The organism is Streptomyces sp. F63 (genome assembly GCF_018070345.1).
Taxonomy (GTDB): Bacteria; Actinomycetota; Actinomycetes; order Streptomycetales; family Streptomycetaceae; genus Streptomyces.
This window is the reverse complement of the sequence record NZ_JAGPXX010000013.1, coordinates 31,747-56,424: the sequence shown is the minus strand read 5'-3', so window position 1 is coordinate 56,424 and position 24,678 is coordinate 31,747. Positions and strand designations below refer to the sequence as shown.

Genomic DNA, 24,678 nt, shown 5'->3' with positions numbered 1-24,678 from the left:
CGGCCGTCCCGGTCGCCGCCCCCGCACCCGGAGCGGCCCGGTGCCCCGTCAGTCCTTGTGGACGGTGCCGTCCGGGTCCAGCCCGCGGAAGGACAGCAGCACGATGAGGACGCCGCCGCACACGATCGCCGTGTCCGCGAGATTGAACACCGCGAAGCCCTTGGGGGCGATGAAGTCCACGACCTCGCCCCGGAGGAAACCGGGACTCCGGAAGAGCCGGTCGGTGAGGTTGCCGAGGGCGCCGCCGAGCAGCAGCCCCAGCGCGATCGCCCAGGGCAGGCTGTACAGCTTCCGCGCGATCCGGGCGATGACCACGATCACCGCGGCCGCGATGACCGTGAACACCACGGTCAGCGCCTCCCCGATACCGAAGGCGGCACCCGGGTTGCGCACCGCCTCGAACCGCAGCCACTCACCGAACACCGGAATCGCCTGGTGGTGCTCCAGTTTCGCCACCACGAGCATCTTCGTGCCGAGATCGAGGAGGTAGGCGATCGCGGCCACGGCGAGCAGCACGGCGATCCGCCGCCTGCCACGGCCCCGCGGGGCGGTCCCGCCGGCCTCCGCCCCGGGCCCGGCGGCCGCCCCGTGCTCGCCGGCCGGCCCGGCCTCCGGGCGCTCCCCCTCGGAATCCGGGGTGTCGATGATCCGCTCCGCCTCTGCCACGTGAGTCCCTCAACCTCTGGTCCGCCACCGGGCCCCACCCGGCTGAGGACGAGGGTACGGCACGGTCCGGCGGCACCGGCCCGTGCCGGGGGACACCCGCCGGCGGCCGGCCCGGACCGGTCCGCCCCTCCGGCCGGACCCGGGCCCCGGGAGGGGCGGAGGGGCGGACCGGTCCTCTAGCGCCGTTCCTGCCGCTGCTTGCACTCCACACAGAGCGTGGCCCGCGGGAAGGCCTGCATCCGGGCCTTGCCGATGGGGTTGCCGCAGGACTCGCAGCGGCCGTAGGTGCCCGCGTCCAGCCGCTCCAGCGCCCGTTCGGTCTGGTCGAGCATCTCCCGGGCGTTGGCGTTGAGCGCCAGCTCGTGCTCACGGGTGATGTTCTTGGTGCCGGTGTCCGCCTGGTCGTCACCGGCACCGTCACCGGAGTCCCGCATCAGCCCCGCGATCGCCTCCTGGGAGGAGACGATCTCGGTGCGCAGCCGTTCGGCCTCGCTGTTCAGCTCGTTCCGCGCCTCGTCGACCTCTTCGGGGGTCCAGGGGTCCTCACCGGGCCGGACCGCCAGGTCCCCGGGCACGGCCGCGGCCGTGCCGGCCGGGGTCTTCTTCGCAACCACCGTCTTGGCTCCCGTCTTCTCTGCGGGCTTCCCGGCGACCGGTGCCGCCTTCGCGGTCCGCTCCGGGGCGGCCGTCCTGTTCGCGGCCGGCCGCCGTACGGCCGTCTCCGCGGCGGCCGCCCCGCTCACCACGGCCGCCGCGCCGGCTGCACCGGCGCGGTTGTCCGGGGCCGCCGTACCGGCCGGCTCCGCCGTCTGGACGACGGGCTTCTTCGCCACCACCACAGCGGCCCCCTCACCATATTGTGATCTTGTCGTTAATCGTGCTCGGACGATAAGTCGACTCCGGGGTCGCGGCAACGGGGCACGCCGACCGTCCGGATCTCCCACCGCCCCGGCCCGCGCCTCCGCCGGTGCCGGCCGGGAGCGAGCCTGCATCCGTTGTGCCCCGCTCCCCAACGGGTAATCCGGTGCGGCCGGGTCGCGGGCCACCTGCGGTCGGGGGCCCCGAAACCCGGCCCCCCGCGTATGGCCATCCGGGTGGACGGCCGCGGGCCGGCTCCGCGGCCGTCATGCGGTCGGCCGCCGCCCACCCGGCCCCGTACACTGGGCGCAGCGTGAGGCGTGGATGGGGACGAGTAGTTCCGTACGCAGCCATGAGCGACCCGGGGACGGTGCGAGCCCGGGGGTGTGCGCGGTGCGAAGATCACCCCGGAGCCGCCGGAGGAAAGCCCCCGCGCGGCGGGGGCGAGTAGAACCGGCAGCGCACCGAATGAGGGGGCCGAGGAGCGCCGGCCGGCGACTCCCCGGTCAAGGAGGGTGGTACCGCGGGAGCGACAGGCTCTCGTCCCTCCGACGGACAGCACCACCACCCGCATGTGTCCGCCGGAGGCAGACCCCGATGAGTCCACAGCCGCAGTACCGCCAGGTCCCCGCCCAGGTCGACCTGCCCGCGCTGGAGCACGCCGTGCTCGAGTTCTGGCGCGAGAACAAGGTCTTCGCCCGCTCCCTGGAGCAGTCCGAGGGACGGCCCGAGTGGGTCTTCTACGAAGGCCCGCCGACCGCGAACGGCATGCCCGGCGCCCACCACATCGAGGCCCGGGTCTTCAAGGACGTCTTCCCCCGCTTCCGCACCATGCGCGGCTACCACGTGGCCCGCAAGGCCGGCTGGGACTGCCACGGCCTGCCGGTGGAGCTGGCGGTCGAGAAGGAGCTCGGTTTCAACGGCAAGAAGGACATCGAGGCGTACGGCATCGCCGAGTTCAACGCCAAGTGCCGCGAGTCGGTGACCCGCCACACCGACGCCTTCGCCGAACTCACCACGCGTATGGGCTACTGGGTCGATCTCGACGACGCCTACCGCACCATGGACCCGGAGTACGTCCAGAGCGTCTGGTGGTCCCTGAAGGAGATCTTCGCCAAGGGCCTGCTGGTGCAGGACCACCGCGTCGCCCCCTGGTGCCCGCGCTGCGGCACCGGCCTGTCCGACCACGAACTCGCCCAGGGGTACGAGACCGTCGTCGACCCCTCCGTCTACGTCCGCTTCCCGCTGACCTCCGGCCCGCTCGCCGGTCAGGCCGCCCTGCTGGTCTGGACGACGACCCCGTGGACCCTGGTGTCCAACACGGCCGTCGCCGCCCACCCGGGCGTGCGCTACGTCGTCGCCACGGACGGCACCGAGCAGCTCGTCGTCGCCGAACCGCTGCTGGAGAAGGCGCTGGGCGAGGGCTGGGAGGCCACCGGGCAGTCCTTCACCGGCGCCGAGATGGAGCACTGGACCTACGAGCGCCCGTTCGCCCTGCTGGAGTTCCCCGCACCGGCCGAGGGCGAGCCGGCCCCGCACTTCGTCGTCAACGCCGAGTACGTCACCACCGAGGACGGCACAGGACTGGTCCACCAGTCCCCCGCCTTCGGTGAGGACGACCTCAGGGTCTGCCGCTCCTACGGGCTGCCGGTCGTCAACCCCGTGCGCCCCGACGGCACCTTCACGGAGGAACTGCCGCTCGTCGGCGGCCAGTTCTTCAAGAAGGCCGACGAGGACCTGGTCGCCGACCTCGGCAGCCGCGGCCTCCTCTTCCGGCATCTGCCGTACGAGCACAGCTACCCGCACTGCTGGCGCTGCCACACCGCGCTGCTCTACTACGCGCAGCCCTCCTGGTACATCCGCACCACCCAGGTCAAGGACGCCCTGCTGCGGGAGAACGACCGCACCAACTGGTACCCGGAGTCGGTCAAGTACGGCCGCTTCGGCGACTGGCTGAACAACAACATCGACTGGGCGCTCTCCCGCAACCGCTACTGGGGCACCCCGCTGCCGATCTGGCGCTGCGCGGAGAACCACCTCACCTGCGTCGGCTCGCTGGCCGAACTCACCGAGCTCACCGGCACCGACCAGTCCGGGCTGGACCCGCACCGCCCGTACATCGACGAGGTCGTCTTCCCCTGCACCGCCGAGGGCTGCTCCCTGGAGGCCACCCGCGTCCCGGAGGTCATCGACGCCTGGTACGACTCCGGCTCGATGCCCTTCGCGCAGTGGGGCTACCCGTACAAGAACAAGGAGATCTTCGAGAAGCGCTACCCGGCGCAGTTCATCTCGGAGGCCATCGACCAGACCCGCGGCTGGTTCTACACGCTCATGGCCGTCGGCACCCTGGTGTTCGACAAGTCCTCGTACGAGAACGTGGTCTGCCTGGGCCACATCCTCGCCGAGGACGGCCGCAAGATGTCCAAGCACCTGGGCAACATCCTCCAGCCGATCCCGCTCATGGACCGGCACGGCGCCGACGCCGTGCGCTGGTTCATGGCCGCCGGCGGTTCACCCTGGGCGGCGCGCCGCGTGGGCCACGGCACCATCCAGGAGGTCGTCCGCAAGACGCTCCTCACCTACTGGAACACCGTCGCCTTCCAGGCCCTCTACGCCCGCACCTCGGGCTGGGCGCCGAGCGCGTCGGACCCGGCCCCGGCCGACCGCCCGGTCCTCGACCGCTGGCTGCTGAGCGAGCTGGGCACCCTGGTCACCGAGGTCACCGGGGCGCTGGAGGGCTACGACACCCAGCGCGCCGGGAAGCTGGTCTCGGCCTTCGTCGACGACCTCTCGAACTGGTACGTCCGCCGCTCCCGCCGCCGTTTCTGGCAGGGCGACGCCGCGGCGCTGCGCACCCTCCACGAGGTCGTCGAGACCGTGACCCGCCTGATGGCCCCGCTCGTGCCGTTCATCACCGAGCGGGTCTGGCAGGACCTGGTCGTCCCCGTGACCCCGGGCGCCCCCGACTCGGTGCACCTCGCCACCTGGCCGGAGCCGGACACCGCGCTCGTCGACCGGGAGCTCTCGGAGCAGATGCTGCTGGTCCGGCGGCTGGTGGAGCTGGGCCGGGCGACCCGCGCCGAGTCGGGGGTCAAGACCCGGCAGCCGCTGTCGCGCGCGCTGGTCGCCGCCGCGGGCTTCGGCACCCTCTCGCCGGAGCTGCGGGCCCAGATCACCGAGGAGCTCAACGTCAGCTCCCTGGACTCCCTCTCGGCCGTCGGCGGCTCCCTCGTCGACACCACGGCGAAGGCCAACTTCCGGGCCCTGGGCAAGCGCTTCGGCAAGGGCGTCCAGGCGGTGGCCAAGGCGATCGCCCAGACGGACGCCGCCGCGCTCTCCCGCGCCCTGCGGGAGGGCACCGCGTCGGTCGAGGTCGACGGCGAACCGGTCGCCCTCGCCCCGGACGAGGTCATCATCACCGAGACCCCGCGGGAGGGCTGGTCGGTCGCCTCCGACGCGGGCGCCACGGTGGCCCTGGACCTGGAGATCACCCCGGAGCTGCGCCGTGCGGGCCTGGCGCGGGACGCGATCCGGCTGATCCAGGAGGCCCGCAAGAACAGCGGCCTGGACGTGGCGGACCGGATCGCCCTGCGCTGGGAGTCCCCGGAGCCGGAGACCCGGGCGGCGCTCAGCGAGCACGCCGCCCTCATCGCCGACGAGGTGCTGGCGGCCGACTTCGCCGGCCCCGGGGCGGCCCCGGGACCGGAGGAGGCGTACGGCGAGCCCTTCACCGACGAGGGCCTGGCGCTGACCTTCCGGCTCCGCAAGACGGAGGTCTGAGCCGTCCCCGTCAGGCCCCCGTGCGGCGGCAGCGACAGCTGTGGCCGCACGGGGGCCCCGCGGCTCCGCCGGCCTTCCCGCGCCCGCTGCGGCCGCGGACGGGAGTGAGCGATGTCACCCCGCCCTCCGCCGGCCGCCCCGCCGGAAACCGGAGACGCACACAGGGCCGGGCCCGGAGGACTCCTCCGGGCCCGGCCCTGTGATACGCCGACGTACGCGCGCCCTAAGGCGCCGCGGTCAGTTGTCGTCCTCGTCGATGAGGAAGCCGCGCATCGGCGACGGCGCCTGCTGCATCGGCGACGGACCCTGGGGCCGCACCGGTGCCATCGGCTGCGTCATGGCCGGCGACATCTGCTGCTGGCCTCCGTAGGACGGACCGCCGTTGCCTCCCGAGGGGCCGCCCATGGACTGGTTGCCCATGGAGTGCCCGCCCATCGAACCGGCGCCGGCCATCGAGGGGGACGGCGGAAGCGACGGGGCCGCCGGGGCGCTGCGCGGCGGGGCCAGCGAGTCGTCGGCCTGGTTCTCCAGCTGGCGCAGCTGGCTCTCCAGGTACGACTTCAGACGGGTGCGGTACTCCCGCTCGAAGCCGCGCAGGTCCTCGACCTTGCGCTCCAGCGTGGCACGCGCGGACTCCAGCGAGCCCATCGCGACGCGGTGCTTCTCCTGGGCGTCCCGCTCCAGGGCGTCGGCCTTGGCGCGCGCGTCCCGCTCCAGGCCCTCGGCACGGCTGCGGGCCTCACCAACGATCTTGTTGGCCTCGGAACGGGCCTCCGCGATCGCCTGGTCCGCGGTCTGCTGCGCGAGTGACAGCACGCGCGCGGCACCGCCGTCGCCGCCGGGACCACCGGGACCGCCCGGACCCGGGCCGTGGCCCATGTGGCCACCGGGGCCCTGGTGCTGCTGCATGTGCTGGCCGGGGCCGCCGGGGCCGCCGGGGCCGCCCATCGGACCGCCCATGTGACCGGGACCACCCTGCATCGGGCCGGGGCCGTGCATACCGGGGCCGCCCTGCGGGCCGTGGCCACCGGGGCCTGCGGGCAGCTGGGGTGCTCCACCGGGCAGCTGGGGCGGGCCCATCTGCTGCGGCGGCACCGGCTGCGGGCCCGATATGGCGGCGGGCACCGGCCCGCCGGGCCTCTCCTGCTGTTCCGGGGGTTTGCGCATGCCCTGTTGTTGCTGGTTCTGGGCGGCGGCGCGCGTCGCGGCGGCGAGCTTGGCCCGCAGGTCCTCGTTCTCGCGCAGCAGCCGGGTCAGCTCGGCTTCGACCTCGTCGAGGAAGGCATCGACCTCGTCCTCGTCATAGCCCTCTCGGAGGCGGACGGTCGTGAACTGCTTGTTCCGAACGTCCTCAGGGGTCAACGGCATCTCTTCACCTCAACGTAGTCGTCGGCATATCGGCAAGACCGTATCGTTCACAGCTGCCTCACGACGGAGATCAGGATGTAGACGATGATCATCAGTACGAAGAAGGACAGGTCGAGCGCCACGCCCCCGAGACGCAGCGGCGGAATGAACCGCCGCAGAAGCTTGAGTGGCGGATCGGTCACAGTGTAGGTCGCTTCCAGGACCACCACCATCGCCTTGCCGGGTTGCCACGACCGGGCGAACTGGAAGACATAATCCATGACCAACCGGAAAATCAGCACAATCAGGAAGCACATCAGCGCGATGTAGATCACCTGCAGTGCGATGTCCATCCCCGCGCTTCCCTCTCCCCTTGCACTTCGTCTCGGGCCGTTCGGCCGGTTGTTGCGTCTCAGCTCTGGTTGAAGAACCCACCCTCTGCGATACGGGCTTTGTCCTCCGCCGTGACATCGACGTTAGCAGGCGACAGGAGGAACACCTTCTGCGTCACCCGCTCAATGCTGCCATGCAGGCCGAAGACCAGACCGGCCGCGAAGTCGACAAGTCGCTTCGCGTCGGTGTCGTCCATCTCCGTCAGATTCATGATCACCGGAGTGCCCTCACGGAAGTGTTCCCCGATGGTACGGGCCTCGTTGTAGGTCCGGGGGTGGAGCGTCGTGATGCGGTAGGGCTCACGCTCGGACACGACCTTGGGCATGATCACCGGTGCGCTCTTCTCCAGGCTCTGACGTTCGGGTGTGATGGATGCCACGGGGGCGATACGGGCGGGACGTCCGCTTTCGGCCGCGGCGGCCACGGGTTCACGCTGAGCGGGAGGTTGGGCGGCTCTGACCGGTTCGTCCGGTTCGCCCCGTTCCATGCGGTCCGCGTGATGCGGCTGGTGCTGCCGGTGCGCCCGCTCGGGCTCCGGCTCGGGCTCGAACTCGTCATCGGGGTCGAATCCCCGGCCGTCGTACCCATCGTCCTCCACGAGGCCGAGGTAGACCGCCATCTTGCGCATCGCGCCGGCCATGTTCTGCGTCCTCCGCTCTGTGGTGGATCGGCTCCGTCAACCGGCCGCCCTGGATCCACTCGGCCCGCCCGCCGGGGGCGGAACCGACCATATTTTCTGCTGTGGTCCGACTTCTTGGCGACGTTACCGGAGGCCGGGCCTGACTCCGAGTACCGCAGTACCGACGCGCACATGTGTCGCTCCGGCCCCGATGGCGTCCTCGAGGTCCGTACTCATACCCGCCGAGACCATGTTCGCAGCAGGATGGCGCGCCCGCAGGCCCGATGAGATGTCCACCAGCCGCTCGAACGCGGCCCGTTGACGCCCGGCGTAGGGGCCGGCGAGCGGCGCCACGGTCATCACCCCGTCGAGCCGCAGACCTTCGGCGGCCGCGATCGCGTCCCCCAACTCCGGTACCGCGTCCGGCGCGGCACCACCCCGGCCGGCCGCGTCGCCCGCTCCGGCGTCGAGCGCGACCTGGATGAGGCAGCCCAGTTCACGGCCGGCCCGGACCGCGGCACCGGACAGCGCGTTGACGAGCTTGAGGCGGTCAACGGAATGCACCACATCGGCATAACCAACCACGGAACGGGCTTTGTTGGTCTGCAACTGACCCACAAAATGCCAAGTAAGCGGCAGATCCGCACATTCGGCCGCTTTCGGCGCGGCGTCCTGATCCCGGTTCTCCGCGACGTGCCGGACGCCCAGGCCGGCGAGGAGCCGCACATCCGAGGCCGGGTAGGTCTTGGTGACCACGATCAGGGTCACCTCCTCCCGCTTCCGGCCCGCCGCGGCACAGGCGGTGGCGATGCGCTCCTCCACCCGTCCGAGATTGGCGGCCAGTTCGGCCCTGCGGTCGGTCACGCTCATCCGTCCAACCAGACATAGGAGGCCAGGCGCCCGGTGGTGCGCTCGCCCCGGTACGAGAAGTAATCCGCGGATTCGCGGGTGCAGACACCCGACGACACCGTGCGCTCCACCCCGAGCCCGGCCAGCTGGGCCCGGACTCCGGCCGGCACGTCGAGGGCGGGGGTGCCCCACGCCGTGACGGCCCGGGCCCCGGGAACCACGGCGGCGACCTCGTCCCGCATCGTCTCCGGAACCTCGTAGCAACGGCCGCAGATCGCGGGGCCGGTGTGCGCGACGAGCCGCGAGGGCTCGGCGCCGAGCCGCACCATGGCCCCGACCAGCGCCGGGACCACGCCCGCCGCGAGACCGGGGCGGCCCGCGTGGGCAGCACCCGCGACCCCCGCGACCGGGTCGGCCAGCAGGACCGGGACGCAGTCGGCGGTGAGCACCGCGAGGGCGAGCCCGCGACGGGCGGTCACGACCGCGTCGACGGCGTCGTCGGCCGCGGCGTCCCAGGGGCCGTCGACAACGGCCACGTCCGGGCCGTGCACCTGGTTCATCCAGACCACCCGCTCCGCCGCGAGGCCCAGCGACTCCGCGGCGAGTTCGCGGTTCTTGCGGACGGCCGCGGGGTCGTCGCCGACCGCGCCGCCGAGATTCAGCTCGGCATACGGAGCGGCGCTCACTCCGCCCCACCGGTCGGTGAAGGCGAAGCGGGCGCCGCCCGTCTCGTACTGTTCCCCTATCACGTGTGCGCCACGGCTACTTGAGGAAGTCCGGCACATCGAGCTCCTCGGCCTGGCTGTCCGAGTACGGACGGGCCGGGGGCACCTGCGGGGACGCGACCGGCGGCGAGGGGACGTCGGCGACCGGGGCGGTCTCGGCCGGCTCGGGCTCCTCCTCGCGGGAGGGGGCAACGCTGCCGAGTGCGCCGAAGGAAGGGCGGCCGCTCTCCACCGGGGCGGGCGCGGAGGTCTCCTCGCGGGACCCGTAGGAGCCCAGCACCTTGTCGCGGCTCTGGCTCTTGGACGGCGGCTGGCCGCCGTCGAACCCGGCCGCGATGACGGTGACCCGGACCTCGTCGCCGAGGGCGTCGTCGATGACCGCGCCGAAGATGATGTTGGCCTCGGGGTGGGCCGCCTCACTGACCAGTTGCGCGGCCTCGTTGATCTCGAACAGGCCGAGGTCCGAGCCACCGGAGATGGAGAGCAGCACCCCGCGGGCGCCGTCGATGGACGCCTCCAGCAGCGGCGAGGAGATCGCCATCTCGGCGGCGGCCACCGCGCGGTCGTCGCCGCGCGCCGAGCCGATCCCCATGAGCGCCGAACCGGCCTCGGACATCACGGACTTCACATCCGCGAAGTCGAGGTTGATGAGCCCCGGGGTGGTGATGAGGTCGGTGATGCCCTGGACACCCGACAGCAGGACCTGGTCCGCGGACTTGAAGGCGTCGAGCACGCTGACCTGGCGGTCGGAGATCGACAGCAGCCGGTCGTTGGGGATCACGATGAGGGTGTCGACCTCGTCGCGCAGGCCGGCGATGCCGTCCTCGGCCTGGTTCGCGCGACGCCGTCCCTCGAAGGTGAAGGGGCGGGTGACCACGCCGATGGTCAGGGCACCCAGGGAGCGGGCGATGCCGGCGACCACGGGGGCGCCGCCGGTGCCCGTGCCACCGCCCTCGCCCGCGGTGACGAAGACCATGTCGGCCCCCTTGAGGACCTCCTCGATCTCCTCGCGGTGGTCCTCGGCCGCCTTGCGGCCGACGTCGGGGTTGGCGCCGGCGCCGAGGCCCCGGGTGAGCTCACGGCCGACGTCGAGTTTGACGTCCGCGTCGCTCATCAGCAGGGCCTGCGCGTCCGTGTTGATCGCGATGAACTCGACGCCCTTGAGACCGACCTCGATCATCCGGTTGATGGCGTTGACGCCACCGCCGCCGATACCGACGACCTTGATGACTGCGAGGTAGTTCTGCGGTGCTGCCACGTCGAAGGCCTCTCGCCTCGAGTTACGTATGCCTGAGGGCCGGTTCGAAGTGCCGACCCGAACCCTAACCGTGAAGTTTAGGGTTACCAGTGTGTCTGCCCCTTGGAGCCTTCGAACGAGACACTAAGTCGACAAGCGCCGCGCGTTCAACGAACACGCCGAACCTCCCGCTTTTCTTTTCACCCTATGTGATCGCGCACAGAGGTGGAGCACCAGGGTGCGGGCCGGGTGAGCGGCGGTCAACTCCCCGAGACGGCCGGGGCGCCGGGAGCGCTCACATCGAAGTGCCCCGCTCCACGGGCGGTTTTCAGCAAAGCCAGCAGAGTCTTCGCCTTCTGTTCCGAGCGCTCGGGCGAACCCCAGGCCACGGTCCGGCCACCCGTGAGTTCCAGGGTGATGGAGTCATAGGAACGGACCAGGACGGCGCGGGTCTCCCGGTGAATGGGGGCAGGCAGTCCGGCCGCGACACCGGCCGCCTCCCGCCGCAGCCGCTCCGCACCGAAACGGTGCCGGCTCGGCGACCCGGCGGCCTTCATTTCCAGCAGCGGCACACCCCTGGACGGCTGGGCCACCGTGGCGAAAAGCACACCCTCATCGTCCACTTCGATGAACTTTCCGCCCTTTTCGATAAGCACCGCGGATTTTCGCTCGGTCACCTTCAGACCGACTTCATGCGGCCATGACCGTACGACAGCAACGGAGTCGATGCGCGGGAGTTTTCTCCGCAGCCGGTCGGCGACCGCGTCGGCGTCCACGGAGACGAGAGGGGCACCGCGCGGCACGGCCGCGGCCCGGCGGACCTCGTCCCGGGTCAGGACGCCGGTGCCCTCCACCGTCACACGTTCCACCCGCACCCAGGGCGAGCCATGGAGAACCCAGAAGGCTCCCGCCGCGAACAGGGCGAGACCCAGCGTCCAGAAGACGAGCCGGTCGGGGCGCGGGCGCCACCGGTGCCTGCGCTCCTGCCCGGAGGGAGCCGGGGGCGGGCCGGACGGCGACAGCCCGCCGCCGCGCCGGGTGGTCGTCTGTCCGGCCACGCTCCCCTGCTTTCCCGCGCCGTACGCGCTGTTCTCCGGGGCCGTCAGCCGGCCCTGTGTGCGGCGATCGCCTCGTGGACCATGCCGACCAGCAGTTCGTCGGCGTCCCGCCGGCCGAAGTCGGCGGCCGCGCGCGACATCTCGTGCAGCCGGTAGGAGTCGGTGAGCACCGGGACCACCTGCTGCTGCACCCACTCGGGCGTCAGTTCGGCATCGTCCACGAGCAGTCCGCCGCCCGCCTTGACCACCGGCTGGGCGTTGAGCCGCTGTTCGCCGTTGCCGATGGGCAGCGGCACATAGGCAGCGGGCAGGCCGACGGCCGAGAGTTCGGCGACGGTCATCGCTCCCGCGCGGCACAGCATCATGTCGGCCGCCGCGTAGGCCAGATCCATCCGGTCCAGGTACGAGACGGGAAGGTACGGCGGCATTCCGGGCATGTTGTCGGCCCGCGGCAGTTCGTTCTTGGGGCCCACCGCGTGCAGGATCTGGACGCCCGCGCGCTGGAGCGCCGGAGCCACCGTCTGCACCACCTCGTTCAGCCGCCGCGCGCCCTGCGATCCGCCGGACACCAGCAGGGTGGGGAGGTTCTGGTCCAGACCGAACGCGGCGCGGGCCTCCGGACGGGCCGCCGCCCGGTCGAGGGTGGCGATGGAGCGGCGCAGCGGGATACCGACGTAACGGGCGCCGCGCAGCTTGCTGTCCGGGGTGCTCACCGCGACGGCCGCGGCGTACCGCGAGCCGATCTTGTTGGCGAGACCGGGGCGCGCGTTGGCCTCGTGGACGATGATCGGCACCCCCAGCCGCTTGGCCGCGAGGTACCCGGGCAGCGCGACGTAGCCGCCGAAGCCGACCACGCAGTCCGCCTTGGTGCGTTCCAGGATCTGCTCCGCGGCCTTGATGGTGCCGCGCAGCCGGCCGGGAACGGTGATCAGTTCCGGTGTGGGCTTGCGCGGCAGCGGTACGGCCGGGATCAGCCCGAGTTCGTAGCCCCGCTCGGGTACGAGCCGGGTCTCGAGTCCGCGCTCCGTGCCCAGGGCCGTGATGCCCACGGCCGGGTCGTGCCTCCGCAGGGCATCCGCGAGGGCGAGCGCGGGCTCGATGTGGCCGGCGGTCCCCCCACCGGCGAGTACGACATGCACCGAAATTCACCGCTCTCCGGACGGCGGCCGCTCCGCACGCCGTCTCATCGTGTTCCTTCTCGCCCGGGCGAGCCGCTTCCCCGGGTAAAACTGCCTCAGCCGAGGCTGCCGCATGGCCAGGGCCGCCCGGGCAGCGGGCTCACTGCGCGCGAACGCGATCATCAGCCCGATGGCGAACATCGTCGGCAGCAGGGCCGATCCCCCGTAGGAGACCAGCGGGAGCGGGACTCCGGCGATCGGCAGCAGACCGAGCACCGCACCGATGTTGACCACGGCCTGGGCCGTGATCCAGGTGGTCACACCTCCCGCGGCATACCTGACGAAGGGGTCCTCCGTGCGTCCGGCCACGCGGATACCCGCATAGCCTAGAGCCGCGTAGAGAGCGAGCACCGACAGCGTCCCCGCCAGGCCGAGTTCCTCCCCTGTCACGGCGAAGATGAAGTCGGTGTGTGGTTCGGGTAGTTCGCCCCACTTCTCCACACTGGCGCCGAGACCGGCCCCGAACCAGTTGCCGTTGGCCAGAGCGTATATCCCGTGGACGGCCTGCCAGCACTGGTCCTGCGGGCCGGGGTCGGTGGCACCGATGCATTCCAGCCGGGCCATCCGGTTGCGGTTCGTTCCGATGAGCAGGGCCCCGATGAGCCCGGCGACGGCGAGCACCCCCGCGAACAGCCGGGTGGGGGCACCGGCCAGCCAGAGCAGGCCGAAGAGGATCGCGGTGAGGATGATGGCCGTGCCCATGTCGCCACCGAGCATGATGAGTCCGAGCACCAGGAAGGCCACCGGAACCAGCGGCACCAGCAGGTGCTTCCACTGGGCCAGCAGCTTCCTCTCCCGCTTGCGCGCGAGCAGGTCCGCACCCCAGAGGACGAGTGCCAGTTTGCCGAACTCGCTGGGCTGGAGCTGGAACGGGCCGCCGAGCTGGATCCAGTTCTGATTGCCCTTCACCGCGTGCCCGACACCGGGGACCTGCACCAGGACCAGCAGCACCAGGCAGACGGCGAGCAGCGGGTACGCCAGGGCACGGTGCAGCCGCACCGGCATACGGGAGGCCAGCAGGAGCAGGCCCGCGCCGATGCCGGCGGCCAGCAGTTGCTTGCCGAAGAAGTACGTGGAGGGGAGGTCGGAGCGGAGGGCCTGGATCTGGGAGGCGGAGAAGACCATGACCAGCCCCAGCACGGTCAGCAGCAGCCCGCTGCCCAGAATCAGGTAATAGGCCGTCAGCGGGCGGTCCCAGGCCCGCAACAGGCGGGCTCTCAGGTGCCGCAGCCCGCGCACCGCGCGGAAGCCCCCGGACGGGGCCCGGCCGGGTACGGGACGGGACGCCGCGGGGCGGCTCCGGCCCGCGGCGCCGGACCGTGCCGGGCGGGGCCGGGCCGTGGCGCGTTCACGGGTCGGGATGCGGGGCCGCTCGGCCGTCATGTCCCCTCCAGTCGGGCTGCCGGGTGCCGGGCGGCCGGTCGGGCACAGGGGGCAGCCCGGTCAGCGTCCCTGTCCCCCATGGCCGGCCCCGAGGTCGCGTACGGCTTCGGCGAAAGCCTCGCCGCGCTTGCCGTAGTTGACGAACATGTCCATCGAGGCGCAGGCGGGGGCCAGCAGAACGGTGTCTCCCGGCCGGGCGAGCGCCGCCGCTTCCCGGACCGCCGCCGCCATCGCCCCAGTGTCGGTCCGGTCGAGGTCGGCGACCGGGACATCCGGGGCGTGTCGCGACAGGGCTTCGCGGATGAGAGCCCGGTCCGCGCCCATCAGGACAACCCCGCGCAGCCGCCGGGAGGCCGCCGCCACCAACTCGTCGAAGGTGGCCCCCTTGGCGAGGCCGCCGGCGATCCAGACGACGGGGTCGTAGGCCGTCAGGGAGGCCTCGGCGGCATGCGTGTTGGTCGCCTTGGAGTCGTCGATGTACGTGACGCCGCCCACCTCCGCGACCCGGGCGATGCGGTGCGGCTCGGGCCGGAACGCCCGCAGGCCGTCCCGTACGGCGCGCGGCTCGACGCCGTAGGCGCGGGCCAGGGCCGCGGCGGCGAGGGCGTTGGCGACATTGTGCGGGACCGGGGGGTCGACGTCGGAGACCTCGGCCAGCTCCCGGGCCTGATTCTGACGGTCCCTCACAAAAGCGCGGTCGACGAGGATGCCGTCGACGACGCCGAGCTGGGAGGGCGCCGGCGGGCCGAGGGTGAAACCGACGGCGCGGCAGCCCTCGGCCACGTCGGCGGCGCGGACCAGCTCCTCGGTGGCCTTGTCGGCCGCGTTGTAGACGCAGGCGACCGTGTTGCCCTGATAGATCCGGCCCTTGTCGGCGGCGTACGCCTCCATCGAGCCGTGCCAGTCGAGGTGATCGGGCGCCAGGTTGAGGACGGCGGCCGAGTGCGCGCGCAGGCTGGGCGCCCAGTGCAACTGGTAGCTGGAGAGTTCGACGGCCAGCACGTCGTACGGCACGGCGCCCGCCTCCTGCTCGGCGAGGACGGCGTCCAGGACGGGTACGCCGATGTTGCCGACGGCGGCGGTGCGCAGCCCGGCGGCCTCCAGGATCGCGGCGAGCATACGGACCGTCGTGGTCTTGCCGTTGGTGCCGGTGACGGCGAGCCAGGGCGCGGCGTCCGGGCCCCGCAGGCGCCAGGCCAGTTCCACATCGCCCCAGACCGGGACGCCGGCCTCGGCCGCGGCCCGGAAGAGGGGCTTGCCGGGCGGCCAGCCGGGGGCCGTGACGACGAGTTCGGTGCCCTCGGGGAGGGTGGCGCCGTCACCGAGGCGGACCGTGACGCCGAGCGCCTCCAGTCCGGCGGCCTGCTGCCGCGACCGTTCGTCGTCGCCGTCGTTGACCACGGTGACCCGGGCGCCGAGGCCCCGCAGCACGCGCGCTGCGGGGACCCCGGAGACACCGAGTCCGGCGACGGTGACACGGGTGCCGGCCCAGTTCACTTGCCCGCCGCCCAGCCCGCGTAGAAGAGACCGAGGCCGACGATCACGCACATGCCCTGGATGATCCAGAATCTGACCACGACCAGCACTTCACTCCAGCCCTTGAGCTCGAAGTGGTGCTGGAGCGGCGCCATCCGGAAGACCCGCTTCCCGGTGAGCCGGAAGGAGCCGACCTGGATGACGACGGACATCGTGATCAGGACGAAGAGGCCGCCGAGCAGGGCGAGCAGGAGTTCCGTGCGGGAGACGATCGCCAGGCCGGCGAGCGCGCCGCCGAGGGCCAGCGAACCGGTGTCGCCCATGAAGATCTTGGCGGGCGAGGTGTTCCACCACAGGAAGCCGAAGCAGGCGCCCATCAGGGCGGAGGCCACCACGGCCAGGTCCAGCGGGTCACGGACCTCGAAGCAGGCGGCGGGGTTGGTGAGCCGCTCGGCGTAGGCGCAGGACTCCTGGTGCTGCCAGACGCCGATGAAGGTGTAGGCGCCGAAGACCATCACGGAGGCGCCGGTGGCCAGGCCGTCGAGGCCGTCGGTCAGGTTCACGCCGTTCGACATCGCGAGGATCATGAACAGCGCCCAGATCACGAAGATGACCGGGCCGAGCGACCAGCCGAAGTCCTGGGTGAAGGACAGCTTGTCGGAGGCCGGTGTCTGGCCCCGGCCGTCCGCGAAGTTGAGCGACAGGATCGCGAAGGCGATGCCGACGATCAGCTGGCCGGCCATCTTCGCCTTGGCGCGCAGACCGAGGCTCCGCTGCTTGACGATCTTGATGTAGTCGTCCAGGAAGCCCACCAGGCCCATGCCCGCCATCAGGAAGAGCACCAGGAGACCCGAGAAGGTGGGGTTCTCCGCGGTGATCACCTTGGTGAGGGCGTACGCGATGAGCGTGGCCAGGATGAAGGCGATGCCACCCATGGTGGGAGTGCCGCGCTTGCCGTGGTGCCCGCGCGGGCCGTCGTCCCGGATGTACTGCCCGTAGCCCTTGCTGGCCAGGAGTTTGATCAGCAGCGGAGTGCCGACCAGGGTCAGGAAGAGCCCGATGACTCCGGAGAAGAGGATCTGCCTCATCGGCCGGCGACCTCACCCTCGCCCGCGGCCGCGCCGCCGTCGGCGAGCAGCTCCTGCGCCACCCGCTCCAGCCCCACCGAACGGGACGCCTTCACCAGCACGACGTCTCCCGGGCGCAGTTCTCTGCGCATAAGGTCGACCGCCGCCCGTGCGTCGGACACGTGCACCGACTCCTCACCCCACGAACCCTCGTTCTTGGCACCCATGTCGAGCCAGGCGGCCTCCCGGCCCCCGACCGCCACAAGCTTGCTGACGTTGAGTCGGACGGCCAGCCGCCCGACCGCGTCGTGCTCGGCGAGCGACTCCTCCCCGAGCTCCGCCATCTCACCGAGCACGGCCCACGTACGACGCCCCTTGCCCATGGCGACGAGCGCACGGAGCGCCGCCCGCACGGAGTCGGGGTTCGCGTTGTAGGCGTCGTTGACGACCGTCACGCCGTCCGGGCGCTCGGTGACCTCCATGCGCCAGCGGGAGAGCTGGCCGGCCTCGGAGAGCGCGGTGGCGATCTCGTCGGCAGGCATGCCCAACTCATGGGCGACGGCGGCCGCGGCAAGCGCGTTCGACACGTGGTGCTCACCGTACAGCCGCAGGGTCACGGCACTGCACCCGGTGGGGGTGCGAAGTGTGAAGGCGGGCTGTCCGGTGTCCGTGAGGCGGACGTCCTCGGCCCGGACCTCGGCGTCGGCGGACTCACCGAACAGGACGACGCGGGCCCGGGTGCGGTCCGCCATGGCCCGTACCAGCGGGTCGTCGGCGTTGAGGACGGCGAGGCCGCCCTCCGCGGCCGGGGGCAGCGCCTCCACCAGTTCGCCCTTCGCCTCGGCGATCTGCGCCTTGCCTCCGAACTCGCCGACGTGCGCGGTCCCGACGTTGAGCACCATCCCGACCCGCGGCGGGGTGAGCTCCGCGAGATACCGGATGTGTCCCTTGCCGCGGGCGCCCATCTCCAGAACGAGGTGACGGGTCGCCGCCTCGGCGCGCAGGGCGGTCAGCGGCAGCCCGATCTCGTTGTTGAGGGAACCGGGCGGCCAGACCGTGGGACCGATCCGCTGCAGGAGCTGGGCGAGCAGGTCCTTGGTGCTCGTCTTGCCGGCCGAGCCGGTCAGCGCGACGACGGTGGCGCCCAGGCGCCGGACGACCTCGCGGGCCAGCGCGCCGAGCGCCGCCGTGACGTCGTCGACGACGATCGCCGGGACGCCGACGGGCCGGGCGGCGAGGACGGCGACCGCGCCCTGCTCGACGGCCTGCCGCGCGAAGTCGTGGCCGTCCACGTTCTCACCGGCGAACGCGGCGAACAGGCCGCCGGGGCCCGCCTTCCGCGAGTCGATCTCGACGGAGCCGGTGACCCGGGCGCCGGGGTCCGGTATGTCGTGCGGCCGGCCCGAGACGACGGCGGTGATCTCGGCGAGCGAGAGATCGATCACCGGTCACCCCCACGGGGGCCGGACGGCTGCCGGGTGAAGGCGTGTGCGCGCATGGCGGTCTGTCATCCCTGGTCGGTGGAGTGCGGAGGGAGCGCGCCGCCGGCTTCCGCCGGGGTGGCGCGCTCCGCGGCGGCACGGGCGCGGATGGCCTCGCCCAGCACCTCGCGGTCGTCGAAGGCGCGGACCACGCCCGCGATGTGCTGGCCCTGTTCGTGCCCCTTGCCGAGGACCAGCACCGCGTCGCCGGGCTCGGCCCGGTCGACGGCTGCGGCGATGGCCTCGGCGCGGTCGGCGTGCAGCAGGACGTCGCCGCGCTCGTGGACCGGGACCTCGGAAGCACCGGTCAGCATCACGGCGAGGATGGCGAGGGGGTCCTCGGAGCGCGGGTTGTCGGAGGTGAGCACGGCGGTGTCGGAGAGCCTGGCCAGAGCCGCGCCCATCGGGCGGCGCTTGTGCGGGTCGCGGTCGCCGCCGCAGCCGAGCACCGCGTGGATCCTGCCGTCGGTGACCCGGCGGACCGCACGGAGGACGGACTCCACGGCATCGGGCTTGTGCGCGTAGTCGACGAGGGCGAGATACGGCTGCCCCTCGTCGACCCGCTCCAGCCGGCCGGGGACCCCGGGGATCCCCGCGACACCGTCGGCCGCGGTCTGCGGATCGACACCGGCCACGACGAGGGCCGTGATCGCGGCCAGGGCGTTGGCGACGTTGAACGGGCCCGGCAGCGGCGCGGCCGCCCGCACCGACTCGCCCTTGGGGCCGACGGCGGTGAAGGTGGAGCCGAGCGGGCCGACCTCGATCTCCTCGGCGCGCCAGTCGGCGTCCGGGTGGCCCTCCGCGGAGAAGGACGTGACCGGGACCTCGGACTCGTGGAGCAGGCGGCGGCCGTACTCGTCGTCGAGATTGACGACGCCGGCGCGGCTGCGGCGGGCGGTGAACAACTGCGCCTTGGCCCGGAAGTAGTCCTCCATGTCCGCATGGAAGTCCAGGTGTTCGGGGCTGAGGTTGTTGAAGACGGCGACGTCGAACACGCAGCCGTCGACCCGCCCGAGGACCAGGGCGTGACTGGAGACCTCCATGGTGACCGAGCGGACACCGCGCTCGCGCATCACGGCGAAGAGGGCCTGGAGGTCGGTGGCCTCCGGGGTGGTGCGCTCGCTCTTGATGCGCTCGTCGCCGATACGGGACTCGACGGTGCCGATGAGACCCGTGGGTTCGGGGGCTCCGCCGCCCTCCTCGCGCGCGGCCTCCGCGCCGGTTGCCCCGTGCTGCCGGCGGGCGGCGGCCGCGGCCCGGAGACCGCCGTCGATCATGTAGGCGGTGGTGGTCTTGCCGGAGGTGCCGGTGATGCCGATCTGGAGCAGGTCGCGGCCCGGGTCGCCGTAGACGGTGACGGCCAGTTCGCCCATCCGGCCGCGGGGGTCGTCCACGACGAGGACCGGGAGGCCGGTGGCGGCCGCCCGCTCGGCACCCGACGGGTCGGTGAGGACGGCCGCGGCGCCGAGGCCGGCCGCCTGGCCGGCGAAGTCGGCACCGTGCAGGCGGGCTCCGGCGAGCGCGGCGTAGATGTCGCCGGGGCGCACCGCGCGGGAGTCGTGGGTGATGCCCGTGACCGCCACGTCGGCGGCGCCCGGCGGGACCTCGGCACCCAGCTGATCCGCCAGCTTCGCGACCGGCGTCGGGTGGACCCGTTCGGGGCGTGGCGCCCCCGGGTGGCTTGCGGGGACCCGCCTCGGGGTCTCTTCCGCCGGCGGCGCGTCGGGGGACGGGGTGTGGGACTGATCAGCATGTGGCACGGCGGTGAGCGTACCCGGCCCACCGGGCCGGTCGCGAAACAAGGGGTGGGAGGCATTCCGCTCCTTGCCGCCCGGGGTGATCGACGTCACGGGATCCGGCCTCAATCTTTTGTTCGGTTTCTGGGACTTCCGGGGCTTCCGGGGGCATCCCGGCTTTCCGGGCTGCCATCCGGTTCTTCCGGTCTCGGCTCTTCTTCCCCGTTGTCCCGTCCTGTGGTGCGCCGGTCCGCGTGATTCGCCCGGTTCCGGCGCGCGTTCAGCCGCGCGGGTCGAAGAGCACCGGCAGTTTCGCCGGTTCGGCTCCGGTGGGGGCCACCTTGAGGCTCTTCAGCGCGAATTCCATGACCTTCTTGTAGACGGGACCGCAGGTCTGCCCGCCGAAATAGCTTCCCTTGGCCGGGTCCGGGTCCTGGACGGCGCAGTAGACGGTGATCCTGGGTTTGTCCGCGGGTGCGAATCCCGCGAAGGAGGCGGTGTAACCGTTGTAGCGGCCGGTGTCCGGGTCCACCCGGTTGGAGGTACCGGTCTTGCCCGCGACGCGGTAGCCGGGGATCCGTGCCTTGGTGCCCGTCCCCTCCTCGCTGCCGACGACGGACTCCAGCATCCTCGCCAGGGTCCTGGCGGTCTTCTCACTGATGACACGGGTGGTCCCGGGCTTGGGCGCCGGGGTGAAGCGGCCGTCCGGGCCGGTGGTGCCGCGGACGAGCGTGGGCTGCACGCGCACCCCGCCGTTGGCGATCGTCGAGTAGATCGAGGCGGCCTGGACGGCATTGACCGAGAGCCCCTGGCCGAACGGGATCGTGTACTGCTGCGAAGCGCTCCAGTCCTCCGGCTTCGCCAGGATGCCCGGGGTCTCTCCGGGGTAGCCGAGGCCGGTGGGCCGGCCGACGCCGAACTTCCGCAGATAGGAATGGAGGACCTTGTTGGCCTCCTTCTGCGTGGTGCCGAGCTGTTCGACGGCGAGGATCGTGCCGAGGTTGCTGGACTTGGCCAGCACGCCGTTGAGCGTCAGATACCAGGTGGGGTGGTCGACGTCGTCGGCGAAGAGCCGGTCGGCCCGGTGCAGCCGGTTGGGCACCGTCACATGGGTCCGGGGGGTGGCGGCGCCCTCCTCCAGGACGGCGGCCATCGACATCACCTTGCTGGTGCTGCCGGGCTCGTAGGCGTCCTGAAGCGCCGGATTGCCGAGGCCCGTGCGGGCCGTGGAGATGTCATTCGGGTCGAACCCGGGAGCGTTGGCCAGGGCCAGGATCTCACCGGTCCGGGTGTCCTGGACGACGACGTAGCCGCGTTGCGCGCCCGACTTGGCGACCCGCTCGGTGATGGCCTGCTGCGCGGCCCACTGGAGATCCCGGTCGATGGTCAGCCGGACGTCGGAGCCCGGGACGGCGGGCTGCTCCCGGGCACTCTCGGTGGGCACCCTCCGGCCGCCGGAGTGGGCATAGGTGATCTTGCCGGGCTCCCCGGCCAGTTCCTTGTCGAGCTTGGCCTCCAGACCGCCGCCGCCCCTGCCCTCGGCGTTCACGAAGCCCAGTATCCCGGCGGCCAGTTCCCGGTTGGGGTAGACCCGCTTGCTGTGCGGCTCCTCGTAGATCCCGGCCAGCGGGTTCGGCTCGCCGCCCGAGCCGGCCTTCTCGGCGAAACCGTCCCTGAGGTCCTTGATCTGCTGCCAGACCTGCGGGGACTGGCGTCGGGCCAGGACCGCGTAGCGGGAACCCCCCGCGGAGAGCTTCTCCGCCAGCCCGTCCTCGTCCTGCCCGAGGATCGGCGCGAGGAGTGCGGCCGCCCGTTCGGGGGCGTCCCGGCTCCCGCTCTGCTCCGGGGCGAACAGATAGGGGTCGCCGATGATGTCGTAGGCATCGACGGTGGTGGCCAGCTCACCGCCGGAACGGTCGGTGATGGAGCCGCGCTCGGCCGCGATCTCGTGGGTGATGTACCGGTTGACCCGGCTCTTGGCCGCGTAGGTGTCGGCCTCCACGGCCTGCACCTGCAGCAGGCGGACCGTGAACGCCAGCATGACGAGGGTCAGGGTGAGGCTGATCAGGCGGAGGCGGGGCCGGGGGCTGCCGAGCCGGATCGGCCGCTGCGCCGGACGGCCGGGGCGCGGGCCGCGTCCGGAGACGCCCGGCCCGCGGCTTCCGGCACCGCCCGGCCGTGGGGCCCTCCCCGCCGGTCCCGGCCGGCGACCGCCGGAGGCGGCGGGGCCGGGCACTCGCCGGCGCGGCTGCTGGGGGTCGCTCATGCGCTGGCCTTTCCGGTGCGGGGGTACGGGCGGTCAGCCGCCGGGGTGGTGAGCGGACGGATCCGGGAGCAGCGCGTCCGCCGGCCCGGAGAGCTCGGAGAGCCCCGCGGCGCCGGGGGAGTCCGAGGCGCCGGAAGGGCTCGGCACCGGGGACGGCGGGGCGGCTGCCTCGGAGGGGACTCCGCGCACGGTGCCGTCCGGGTAGAGGAACACCGGGCTGCCGCCGGGGACCATGCCGAGCTCGCGGGCGCGCTCCGCCAGTGCGTCGGGCGCCGTGAAGGCGTCGACCTCCTGCTGCAGGGCCTGCTGCTGGTCCGTCAGTTCGGTGGTCTCCTTCTTCAGCTCGCTGAGCCGGAAGGAGCCCTGGTTGAGGGAGGCGTTGAGGAGGAGCAGGCTGATCAGCCCGCCGGCGAGCAGCAGCACGACCAGGAGGACGAACGGGGTGCGGGCCGCCGTGCTCCGGCCGGCCGGCATCAGGCGCGCCAGCCGGGCCGCCCTGCCGCGGAGGGGCCGCTTCACCGGTGGTCCTCCCTGATCCGCTGGGCGCCGCGCAGCCGGGCGGGCGCGGCGCGCTTGTTCTCCGCGAGCTCCTCGTCGCCGGGCAGTTCCGCGCCGCGGGTGAGGAGCCTCAGCCGCGGCTGGTACTGCTCGGGGACGACAGGGAGGCCGGGGGGCGCCGTATTGCCGGCTCCGGCGGCGAACACCTGCTTGACCAGCCGGTCTTCCAGCGAGTGGTACGACAGGACGGCGATCCGGCCGCCAACGGCGAGCCGGGACACCGCGGCGGGGATCGCACGTTCGAGGACCGGCAGCTCGCCGTTGACCTCGATGCGCAGCGCCTGGAAGGTGCGCTTGGCCGGGTTGCCGCCCGTGCGCTTCGCCGCCTGCGGCAGAGCGTTCCGGATCAGCTCCACGAGACGGGCGCTGTTGGTGAAGGGCTCCTCGGCACGGGCCTTGACAACGGCGTCCACGATCTTCCGGGCGAACTTCTCCTCGCCGTAGGTCCGCAGGATGCGGACCAGGTCCCCGGGCGGATAGGTGTTGAGCACCTCGGCCGCGCTCATGCCGGCCGTCTGGTCCATCCGCATGTCGAGCGGGGCGTCCTGGGCGTAGGCGAACCCGCGTTCGGCCTCGTCCAGCTGCATGGAGGAGACCCCGAGGTCGAAGAGGACGCCCTGCACGCGCGGGATGCCGAGCCGGTCCAGCACCTCGGGAAGCTCGTCGTAGACCGCGTGCACCAGGGTGGCGCGGTCCGCGTGGGGGGCGAGCCGCTCGCCCGCGAGCCTCAGCGCCACCGGGTCGCGGTCGAGCCCGACGAGCCGGACGCCGGGGAAGGTGTTCAGCAGGGCCTCGCTGTGCCCGCCGAGGCCGAGGGTGCAGTCGACGGCCACGGCGCCGGGCTCCGCCAGGGCCGGGGCCAACAGGTCCAGGCACCGCTGGAGCATCACCGGGACATGTCGGGTCTCGCTCATGCGCCCTCTCAGATCGGCGCCGCCGTACACACGGCCGGGTCCCCGCCCGCTCTGCGAGCCGCTGGCACCGGGGAAGGAGCGTCAGCCGACCGGGGAGCGGGAGGAGGCCGAGCCGTACGTACAGGCCACGCGCGCGGGGATTTTCGGTCCGAGGGAGCTCCGCGCCTCCCACTTCGCGTCACTTTAGTCCACTCCCTCCCGGGGTCAATCAACGGGCCTGCGCGCCGCGCGGGCACCGGTTCCCGGCATCCGCGGGCCGCCCGCGGGGAGTGTGGATCCGCTCACATCCGGCCCGTTGGACGGCTTTGCCCCCTTCTCACAGCGGGCCGCCGCCCGGCGCGCCGGATAACGTCGGAGTATGTCGACATCTGCGCCCGCGCCCCGCCCCGCCGCTGACCACGTCATCGACCGGCTGGTCGCCGCCAACCGCAAGTACGCCGCCGGGTTCACCGACCCGGGCATGGACGCCCGGCCCGTCCAGAAGGTCGCCGTGGTGGCGTGCATGGACGCCCGGCTGGACCTGCACGCCGCCCTCGGCCTGGAGCTGGGTGACGCCCACACCATCCGCAACGCGGGTGGCGTGGTCACCGATGACACGATTCGTTCACTGACCATCAGCCAGCGCGCCCTGGGGACCCGCAGCATCGCTCTGGTCCACCACACCAACTGCGGCCTGGAGAGTCTCACCGAGGAGTTCCGCCACGACCTGGAGATGGAGGTCGGCCAGCGTCCGAACTGGGCCGTGGAGGCCTTCCGGGACGTCGACCAGGATGTGCGCCAGTCGATGGCACGGGTCCGCACCTCGCCGTTCCTCGTCGACACCCGCGACGTCCGCGGGTTCGTCTTCGACGTGACGACCGGGCTGCTGCGGGAGATCGACCCCGCGGCGCCGGCCTCCTGAGCCCGGCCCGCGAACGCGCGCGTGAGGACACCCGGGGCCATCCGGCCCGGACCGACAATCCGGGACACATGGCGACAAATGGCCCCGGGTTGTCCACAGGCGTGTGACGCGAAGCGGCGAGGGCGGCAAGAATGCGCAGTGTGGCACCGCCACCGGCGAACGCCGGGCGCGGTGTGCGCGTATGAC

At 72.3% G+C, this 24,678-nt stretch carries 20 protein-coding genes; 2 read left to right on the top strand and 18 right to left on the bottom strand.

Annotation, left to right across the window (positions count from 1 at the left end; translation table 11 throughout):
- Positions 1-48 precede the first annotated feature (48 nt).
- Both lspA and KBZ10_RS15755 read right to left on the bottom strand, forming a co-directional pair.
- Complete coding sequence (gene lspA, locus KBZ10_RS15760; RefSeq protein WP_210988270.1) at positions 49-666, bottom strand: signal peptidase II; 618 nt, start codon at positions 664-666, stop codon at positions 49-51.
- Positions 667-842: 176 nt separating this feature from the next.
- Positions 843-1,499, bottom strand: coding sequence for a TraR/DksA C4-type zinc finger protein (locus KBZ10_RS15755; RefSeq protein ID WP_307847469.1), 657 nt, complete (start codon positions 1,497-1,499; stop codon positions 843-845).
- A 622-nt stretch (positions 1,500-2,121) separates the two neighbouring features.
- On the opposite strand from KBZ10_RS15755, the gene ileS reads away from it, so the two are divergent.
- Positions 2,122-5,304 (top strand): isoleucine--tRNA ligase, encoded by a 3,183-nt coding sequence (gene ileS, locus KBZ10_RS15750; RefSeq protein WP_210988268.1) that lies wholly within the window; start codon positions 2,122-2,124, stop codon positions 5,302-5,304.
- A gap of 237 nt (positions 5,305-5,541) precedes the next feature.
- Here ileS and KBZ10_RS15745 read toward each other — a convergent pair whose 3' ends face one another.
- From KBZ10_RS15745 to rsmH, 16 genes are all read right to left on the bottom strand, one after another.
- On the bottom strand, positions 5,542-6,672 hold the full coding sequence (locus KBZ10_RS15745; protein ID WP_210988267.1) for a DivIVA domain-containing protein: 1,131 nt from the start codon (positions 6,670-6,672) through the stop codon (positions 5,542-5,544).
- Between the two features lie 47 nt (positions 6,673-6,719).
- Positions 6,720-7,004: a YggT family protein gene (locus KBZ10_RS15740; RefSeq protein WP_030542975.1), complete on the bottom strand. Its 285-nt coding sequence runs from the start codon at positions 7,002-7,004 to the stop codon at positions 6,720-6,722.
- A gap of 59 nt (positions 7,005-7,063) precedes the next feature.
- Positions 7,064-7,684, bottom strand: a complete 621-nt coding sequence (locus tag KBZ10_RS15735; RefSeq protein WP_210988266.1) for a cell division protein SepF — start codon at positions 7,682-7,684, stop codon at positions 7,064-7,066.
- Between the two features lie 123 nt (positions 7,685-7,807).
- Positions 7,808-8,527: a YggS family pyridoxal phosphate-dependent enzyme gene (locus KBZ10_RS15730; RefSeq protein WP_210988350.1), complete on the bottom strand. Its 720-nt coding sequence runs from the start codon at positions 8,525-8,527 to the stop codon at positions 7,808-7,810.
- A 2-nt stretch (positions 8,528-8,529) separates the two neighbouring features.
- The gene (gene pgeF / locus KBZ10_RS15725; protein ID WP_307847466.1) at positions 8,530-9,261 is read right to left on the bottom strand and encodes a peptidoglycan editing factor PgeF; all 732 of its coding nucleotides are present in this window, start codon (positions 9,259-9,261) and stop codon (positions 8,530-8,532) included.
- Between the two features lie 13 nt (positions 9,262-9,274).
- Positions 9,275-10,495, bottom strand: a complete 1,221-nt coding sequence (gene ftsZ / locus KBZ10_RS15720; protein ID WP_210988264.1) for a cell division protein FtsZ — start codon at positions 10,493-10,495, stop codon at positions 9,275-9,277.
- Between the two features lie 239 nt (positions 10,496-10,734).
- Entirely contained in the window at positions 10,735-11,532 is a 798-nt protein-coding gene (locus tag KBZ10_RS15715; protein ID WP_307847465.1) for an FtsQ-type POTRA domain-containing protein, read from the bottom strand.
- 44 nt (positions 11,533-11,576) lie between these two features.
- Positions 11,577-12,671: an undecaprenyldiphospho-muramoylpentapeptide beta-N-acetylglucosaminyltransferase gene (gene murG, locus KBZ10_RS15710; RefSeq protein ID WP_210988263.1), complete on the bottom strand. Its 1,095-nt coding sequence runs from the start codon at positions 12,669-12,671 to the stop codon at positions 11,577-11,579.
- Positions 12,672-12,677: 6 nt separating this feature from the next.
- Positions 12,678-14,093, bottom strand: coding sequence for a putative lipid II flippase FtsW (ftsW, locus tag KBZ10_RS15705; protein ID WP_210988262.1), 1,416 nt, complete (start codon positions 14,091-14,093; stop codon positions 12,678-12,680).
- A 60-nt stretch (positions 14,094-14,153) separates the two neighbouring features.
- A complete protein-coding gene (gene murD / locus KBZ10_RS15700) occupies positions 14,154-15,605 on the bottom strand; it encodes a UDP-N-acetylmuramoyl-L-alanine--D-glutamate ligase (RefSeq protein ID WP_210988348.1) in 1,452 nt (483 codons plus the stop codon).
- Positions 15,587-16,657 carry a phospho-N-acetylmuramoyl-pentapeptide-transferase gene (gene mraY, locus KBZ10_RS15695; RefSeq protein WP_210988261.1) on the bottom strand — a complete coding sequence of 357 codons (1,071 nt, stop codon included), beginning with the start codon at positions 16,655-16,657 and terminating at the stop codon, positions 15,587-15,589. Before mraY ends, murD begins: the two co-directional genes overlap by 19 nt.
- Positions 16,654-18,081 (bottom strand): UDP-N-acetylmuramoyl-tripeptide--D-alanyl-D-alanine ligase, encoded by a 1,428-nt coding sequence (gene murF, locus KBZ10_RS15690; RefSeq protein ID WP_210988260.1) that lies wholly within the window; start codon positions 18,079-18,081, stop codon positions 16,654-16,656. The genes mraY and murF overlap by 4 nt, the downstream gene beginning before the upstream one ends.
- 62 nt (positions 18,082-18,143) lie before the next feature.
- Complete coding sequence (locus KBZ10_RS15685; RefSeq protein ID WP_210988259.1) at positions 18,144-19,967, bottom strand: UDP-N-acetylmuramoyl-L-alanyl-D-glutamate--2,6-diaminopimelate ligase; 1,824 nt, start codon at positions 19,965-19,967, stop codon at positions 18,144-18,146.
- A 166-nt stretch (positions 19,968-20,133) separates the two neighbouring features.
- Positions 20,134-22,119 (bottom strand): penicillin-binding protein 2, encoded by a 1,986-nt coding sequence (locus KBZ10_RS15680; RefSeq protein ID WP_210988258.1) that lies wholly within the window; start codon positions 22,117-22,119, stop codon positions 20,134-20,136.
- Between the two features lie 33 nt (positions 22,120-22,152).
- Positions 22,153-22,638, bottom strand: coding sequence for a septum formation initiator family protein (locus KBZ10_RS15675; RefSeq protein ID WP_374223362.1), 486 nt, complete (start codon positions 22,636-22,638; stop codon positions 22,153-22,155).
- Positions 22,635-23,591: a 16S rRNA (cytosine(1402)-N(4))-methyltransferase RsmH gene (gene rsmH, locus KBZ10_RS15670; RefSeq protein ID WP_210988257.1), complete on the bottom strand. Its 957-nt coding sequence runs from the start codon at positions 23,589-23,591 to the stop codon at positions 22,635-22,637. The genes KBZ10_RS15675 and rsmH overlap by 4 nt, the downstream gene beginning before the upstream one ends.
- Positions 23,592-23,949: 358 nt before the next feature.
- Between rsmH and KBZ10_RS15665 the strand changes: the two genes are divergently transcribed.
- Entirely contained in the window at positions 23,950-24,492 is a 543-nt protein-coding gene (locus tag KBZ10_RS15665) for a carbonic anhydrase (protein WP_210988256.1), read from the top strand.
- Positions 24,493-24,678: the final 186 nt, after the last annotated feature.